General features: G+C 70.3%; 7 protein-coding genes. 4 read left to right on the top strand and 3 right to left on the bottom strand.

Annotation, left to right across the window (positions count from 1 at the left end; translation table 11 throughout):
- Together ACWDU1_RS28535 and ACWDU1_RS28540 are read right to left on the bottom strand one after the other, a co-directional pair.
- Positions 1-314: MFS transporter (locus ACWDU1_RS28535; RefSeq protein WP_450003163.1), on the bottom strand; the 314-nt coding region annotated here is incomplete at its 3' end.
- Between the two features lie 281 nt (positions 315-595).
- Positions 596-952: a hypothetical protein gene (locus ACWDU1_RS28540; RefSeq protein WP_450003165.1), complete on the bottom strand. Its 357-nt coding sequence runs from the start codon at positions 950-952 to the stop codon at positions 596-598.
- 272 nt (positions 953-1,224) lie between these two features.
- Between ACWDU1_RS28540 and mscL the strand changes: the two genes are divergently transcribed.
- The 4 genes from mscL to ACWDU1_RS28560 all read left to right on the top strand — a co-directional run bounded on the left by mscL (position 1,225) and on the right by ACWDU1_RS28560 (position 4,363).
- Complete coding sequence (mscL, locus tag ACWDU1_RS28545; RefSeq protein WP_450003167.1) at positions 1,225-1,671, top strand: large conductance mechanosensitive channel protein MscL; 447 nt, start codon at positions 1,225-1,227, stop codon at positions 1,669-1,671.
- 90 nt (positions 1,672-1,761) lie between these two features.
- Positions 1,762-2,562 carry an ABC transporter ATP-binding protein gene (locus ACWDU1_RS28550; RefSeq protein WP_450003168.1) on the top strand — a complete coding sequence of 267 codons (801 nt, stop codon included), beginning with the start codon at positions 1,762-1,764 and terminating at the stop codon, positions 2,560-2,562.
- Positions 2,559-3,557, top strand: a complete 999-nt coding sequence (locus ACWDU1_RS28555) for an aliphatic sulfonate ABC transporter substrate-binding protein (protein WP_450003170.1) — start codon at positions 2,559-2,561, stop codon at positions 3,555-3,557. The genes ACWDU1_RS28550 and ACWDU1_RS28555 overlap by 4 nt, the downstream gene beginning before the upstream one ends.
- Positions 3,554-4,363, top strand: coding sequence for an ABC transporter permease (locus tag ACWDU1_RS28560; protein ID WP_450003172.1), 810 nt, complete (start codon positions 3,554-3,556; stop codon positions 4,361-4,363). The genes ACWDU1_RS28555 and ACWDU1_RS28560 overlap by 4 nt, the downstream gene beginning before the upstream one ends.
- A 42-nt stretch (positions 4,364-4,405) precedes the next feature.
- Here ACWDU1_RS28560 and ACWDU1_RS28565 read toward each other — a convergent pair whose 3' ends face one another.
- Positions 4,406-5,167 (bottom strand): hypothetical protein, encoded by a 762-nt coding sequence (locus ACWDU1_RS28565; RefSeq protein WP_450003173.1) that lies wholly within the window; start codon positions 5,165-5,167, stop codon positions 4,406-4,408.
- Positions 5,168-5,712 lie beyond the last annotated feature (545 nt).

The raw sequence follows: 5,712 nt of genomic DNA on the forward strand, positions 1-5,712 counted from the left end.
TTCGCGACGGCCGCCACCACGCGGGTCGCCGCCAGCACCGGGAAGCTGCCGGTGAGCGCACCCGCGATATGGGCCGCCAGGAACAGGCCGACGAAGCCGGCCAGACCCGCCCGGATGGGCCAACGGCGCGCGAACGCCGCGGTGACCGGCGCGCCGATCACCATGCCGAGCGCGAAGGCCGAGGTCAGCCACCCGGCGGTGGGGACGCTCACGCCGAGGTCGGCGGCGATATCCGGCAGCAGGCCGGCGAGCATGAATTCCGAGGTTCCCATGGCGAACACCGCCACGGCGAGCAGATACAGGGACAGTGGCATCGAATGACTCCGAAGGAAGAAGAGACAGCAGAAGTCGTCTCGTCACTTCGCCGGTCGCCTGTCACACGATGCCGCGGGCAGCGCCGAACCGCGCGCCCGATGGCGCGCGAGAACACGGCACTACCGCGAGTAGTGCGGAACTGGGCTCAGGGACCGACGGTGGTGACCGTCGATCCCGCTCTGGATGCCTCCGGGCTCGACACGGCAATCAACGTAGCTGCCCGCGATCGCGAGCGCACGCGGTTATTCGGCGAACCGCCCGCATCGTCGCGGAGCGGGCCTCAGGCCGGATCGGTGAGCCGGACCCGCACCGTGACCCGTCCTCTGCCGTCCCGGCCCGATACGGCGTGCCCGCGGCGCGCACCGTCGCGGAAATGCAGCAGGATCGGCGCGCCGTCGCCGCCGAAATTGCGCCACCAGGTCTTCTTGTCGGGCATGGCGACGCCGATCACGTACTCGTCGCCCTTCTTCAGGTAGTTCACGGGGGTCCGGAACACCCGGCCGGACCGCCTGCCCACGTATTCGACCTCCACGAAACCCCGGCCCAGCAGGGGTCCCAGAACGGGAGCGCCCATCAGGGCCACCACCACGGCGTTGAAACCCCGCACCGCCCGGCCCACCAACGTTGTCGATTGCACGGATTCCTCCTGGTCGATACCCGATTCGCCCGGTGGGACCGACCCTAGCGTTTCGCGGCCGTCCACGCCTGCGCGCACCGGTGGCACCGCCCCGGGGCGGCGGAGCCGGCTGCCGGACGAGCGCCGACCTGCGCGGTCCCGGGTTTGCGAACCGGTCGCCGGGCTGCGACCATCACCTGCGGTGTGGCCGGGGACAGGCCGTCGGGCGCCGATCGTCTCCCCGCCCGACAGAGCCGACCGCCGGAAAAATCGTTCGATACGGAGTGACGCTGATGCTCAAGGGTTTCAAGGACTTCCTCATGCGGGGGAACGTCATCGATCTGGCCGTCGCGGTCGTCATGGGCACCGCGTTCACCGCCATCGTGACCTCGGTCACCAAAGGTGTCCTGGAACCGCTGCTGGCCGTACTCGGCAGCAACGGCGAACTCGGCTTCGGCGTCACCTTGATCTCCGGCAAACCCGCCACCTTCATCGCGCTCGGCCCGATAATCAGCGCCGCCATCAATTTCGTCATGGTGGCCGCCGTGCTCTACTTCGTGCTGATCCTGCCCATGAAGAGCATGCAGAAGCGTTTCTACGCGCGTAACAACGTCGAGGCCGAACCGTCCACACCGGCCGATATCGCGTTGCTCACCGAGATCCGCGATCTGCTGGCCGAGCGGAACTCGGCCGGTGGCAAGGATTCGGACGCCGACCGGGTGCGCACGCCGGTCACCTGATTCTCGGATCGGCGCCGCCCGCTGTCGACGGTTGGAATCGTGCGTCGTATAAACCTGGCCGGCCACTGATCCGGTCCATATCTTCCCCCGGTGACCTCGACCGTTCTCCACCCCGCGGCACTCACGGTGCGCGGGGTGCGCCGTAGTTTCGGCGCGACCACCGTGCTGCGCGGTATCGACCTCGATATCGCGCCCGGGCAGATCGTCGCCCTCGTCGGCGCTTCCGGATCGGGGAAGTCGACGCTGCTACGCCTGATCGCCGGTCTCGATTTCCCCTCGGCCGGTTCGGTCACCATCGACGACCGGCCGGTCACCGATATCGACCCGCGCTGCGCGGTGGTGTTCCAGGAGCCGCGCCTGCTGCCGTGGCGTGATCTCGCCGGCAATGTGGCGCTCGGATTGCCCCGCGGTACCGAACGCTCGGCACGGGCAGCGGCGGTGCGGAGCTGGCTGGATACCGTCGGCCTCACCGGTTTCGCGCGGTACCGGCCGCGCCGCGTCTCCGGCGGGATGGCGCAGCGCACCGCACTGGCCCGGGCGCTGGTCCGCCGGCCGGGGGTACTGCTGCTGGACGAGCCGTTCGCCGCGCTCGACGCCCTGAACCGGTTGAAGATGCAGAATCTGCTGATCGAGGTCCACCGCGAGACAGCGACCACCGTGGTGCTGGTGACACACGATATCGACGAAGCGCTGGTTCTGGCCGACCGGATCGTGGTCCTGGAGAACGAATCCGGGGACGGATCGGGTATCGGCGCGCACTACGAGGTGCCCGGGCCGCGGCCGCGCGAACGCGCCGACAGCCGGCTCACCGCGCTGCGCACCACTCTGCTCGACCGGCTCGGGGTCCCCGAACCGGCGGCCGCCGATCTCGTGAAGGAGACCGTCCGATGAAGTTCCGCATTGCCGGTGCGATCCGCCGCGCGACCGCCCTGGTCGCGCTCACCGCCGCCGTCGCGGCACTCACCGCGGGCTGTGTCCAGGGCGAGGGCTCCGGTGGGGCGGGCGGTAGCGATATCCGGCTCGACTACGCCTACTACAACCCGTTGAGCCTGGTGGTGCGCGACCAGAAGCTGCTGGAGAACGCGGGATACAGCGTCGAATGGGTGCTTTCGGCCGGCAGTAACAAGGCCAACGAGAACCTGCGCGCCGAAGCCATCGATATGGGATCCACCGCGGGTTCCGCGGCACTGCTGGCGCGCGCCAACAACACCCCGATCAAAGTGGTGTCGCTGTACAGCAAACCGGAGTGGGCGGCGCTCGCGGTCCGGCCGGATTCGCCGATCCGGTCGGTGGCTCAGTTACGCGGGCAGAAGGTCGCCGCCACGAAGGGCACCGACCCCTACTTCTTCCTGCTGCAGGCCCTGGCCACCGCCGGGCTCACCGGCAAGGACGTCGATATCGTCAATATCCAGCACTCCGACGGTAAGACCGCGCTGGAACGCGGATCGGTCGCGGCGTGGGCGGCACTCGACCCGTACCTGGCGCAGAGCCGGCAGGAGGGCGGGTCCCGGTTGCTGTACCGCAACCCGGATTTCGCCACCTACGGCACGCTCAACGCGCGCGAGGCCTTCCTCACCGAACACCCCGACCGCGCACAGGCCGTGGTGGACGCCTACGAGCAGGCCCGGAAATGGGCGCTGGCGCATCCCACCGAACTCGCCGCGCTGCTGGCCCGGGACGCCGGGGTCACCGTGGAAGTCGCCGTCGAAGAACTCGAACGCACTGTCCTGGACCATGATCCGGTGCCCGGCCCCGGCCTGCGCGGGGTCCTGGAACGGGTCGTGCCGATCGTGGTCGGCGACGGCAGCGTGCGGTCCACCGAGGACGCGGAGGACGCCCTGGCATCACTGTTCGAACCCGGATTCGCCGACCGGGCCGCGGTATGACCGCACAGACCACCGACGCCCTCGATCGCGACACCGCCGGGGCGCGGCCGCCCGCGCGCGGCCGCTGGAACCGGATCGCGCTCGGCCTGATCGTCCCCCTGGCCCTGCTCGGACTGTGGCAGGCCGTCACCGCGGCGGGGGTGTATTCGGCCTCACAGCTCCCACCGCCGGGTGATGTGCTCACCGCCGCGGCCGATCTGATCACCGACGGCGCGCTGTGGAACCATCTGGCCATCAGCGTGCAGCGGGAGGTCATCGGCTATCTCGCGGGCGCCGCGACGGCGCTGGCCCTGGGCGCGCTGATCGGCCTGTCCGATCTCGCCCGGCGGCTACTGGCACCGACCGTCGAAATCCTGCGCACGGTCCCCTCGCTGGCCTGGGTCCCGCTACTGCTGCTGTGGCTCGGGATCGGTGAACAACCCAAGATAGTGCTGGTCGCGATCGGCGCGTTCTTCCCCGTCTACACCACCACCGCCTCGGCGCTGTCCCAGGTCGACCCGCACCTGGTCGAGGTCGGCCGCGCCTACGGCCTGCGCGGTATCGCCCTGCTGACCCGCATCATGCTGCCCGCGGCCGCGCCCGCGCTGCTCAACGGATTGCGGCTCGGCCTGGTGAACGGCTGGCTGTTCCTGGTCGCGGCCGAACTCATCGCCTCGTCCAAAGGACTGGGATTCCTGCTCATCGACAGCCAGAACACCGGCCGGACCGACATCATGCTGCTGGCCATCGTGCTGCTCGCCGGCTTGGGCAAGCTGAGCGATATCGCCTTCGGGGTCATCGAACGCGCCGTAGTCGCCCGGCGCTGAACCACCTGCGCCGGGAACGGTTTCAGTAGGGCCGCCGTGGTTCTACACACCGGGTTCGCCTTCGCGGGCCCGCGCCGGGCGTGCCGCCTCGATCAGCAGACGATGCAGGACCCGGGCCTGCGGTGAGGCGCGTCCGGCATCGAGTACCACCTCCGTGAACGACTCGGTCAACGCGGCGGCCGGATCGAACCGGCCATCGCGGATTCCAGCGCTGAGCTGGGCACGCCACTGCGCGAACCCCGCGACGGCGCTTCCCAGGGTGCGCGTGCTCTGCGGATTCGCGAACGGGAGGTAGGCCGCGAGCAGCGCCCGGCGCGCCGCGGGACGAGCGCGGAACTCACCGGCGATATCGAGGGCTCGGGCCAGTTCGCGAACGATCGACGAGTAGACGGGCCGCTGTGCGCAACCGGGTGCGAGTAGACCCGCCTCCTCCTCGGCACGGACGGCCCGCTCGAACCGGGTGGGATCGACGGCCATCCGGCTCGCCAGCGTGATCCGCAGACCCGGTCGCTCCCCCGTCCCCAACGGGTTGGATGCGCAGCCGTCGGTACCGGCCGATATGACAGCGGGTACCGGCGGGTCCTGGTCGAGACGGGTGGCCGAATCGTCGGGTAGTTCGTCGATCCCGATGGCGGCCAGCTCGATTACCGGGTGCCGCGACAGCACATCGTGCACTGCCGCCACGAGTTCCAGCAGAACACTCCGCGGGAGCCCCGGCGTGTCGAACCCGAAGGCCCGGATGTTGTAACGATCGGCCAGTTCTCGTGCCAGACGATCCGCCGGCGTTTCGCCGGGGGCATCCACTGCTCTCTTCTGCTCCGGTTCACCGGGCTTGGCACGCTGCGCCGGCGTACCCGGCGTGCGTGGCGGCGGCGTTTCCGCTTCCCGCGCCGGCGGAGCGGTGACCCGGGGCGCGTCGCCGCCCGGAGTCGTTCGCGACCAAGGCGATCCGGGCCGCCCGTCGGAAGCTGCCGTGGCCCGGCCCACGGACCGCCGGGCCGAGTCGGCTGCCGGCGGCACGGGCCCGTTTCCGGTCGCGGGTGACCGCCCCTCGGCCGCTGCCGGGACAATCGGCGCGGCGGCCGCGTTACCGGGGGTCGTTCCGGAACGTTGTGGCGTGGAGCGGCTTTCCGAGTCGAGCGGGCCCTGTGCCCCTCGGTCGGCCGATTGCGACGGCCGGCCGCTTTCCCTCTGACCGGCACCGGGGGACGAAGAATCCACGGTCTGGCTCGGGACCGGGCCCCCGGCGGCAGCGGGCCCAGGAGGCGATGCGGCGGTATCGCCGGCCGGTGGCGGATCGGCGTTCGGTGCAGTGCCGGCGATCGGAGGATCGCCACCCGGAAGCGCCG

It is taken from the genome of Nocardia sp. NPDC003345 (genome assembly GCF_053589395.1).

What these genes read in the sequence shown, in the direction of transcription:
- ACWDU1_RS28555 (WP_450003170.1), top strand. Translation starts at nt 2,559, where the DNA reads ATGAAGTTCCGCATTGCCGGTGCGATCCGCCGCGCGACCGCCCTGGTC.
- ACWDU1_RS28560 (WP_450003172.1), top strand. Translation starts at nt 3,554, where the DNA reads ATGACCGCACAGACCACCGACGCCCTCGATCGCGACACCGCCGGGGCG.
- mscL (WP_450003167.1), top strand. Translation starts at nt 1,225, where the DNA reads ATGCTCAAGGGTTTCAAGGACTTCCTCATGCGGGGGAACGTCATCGAT.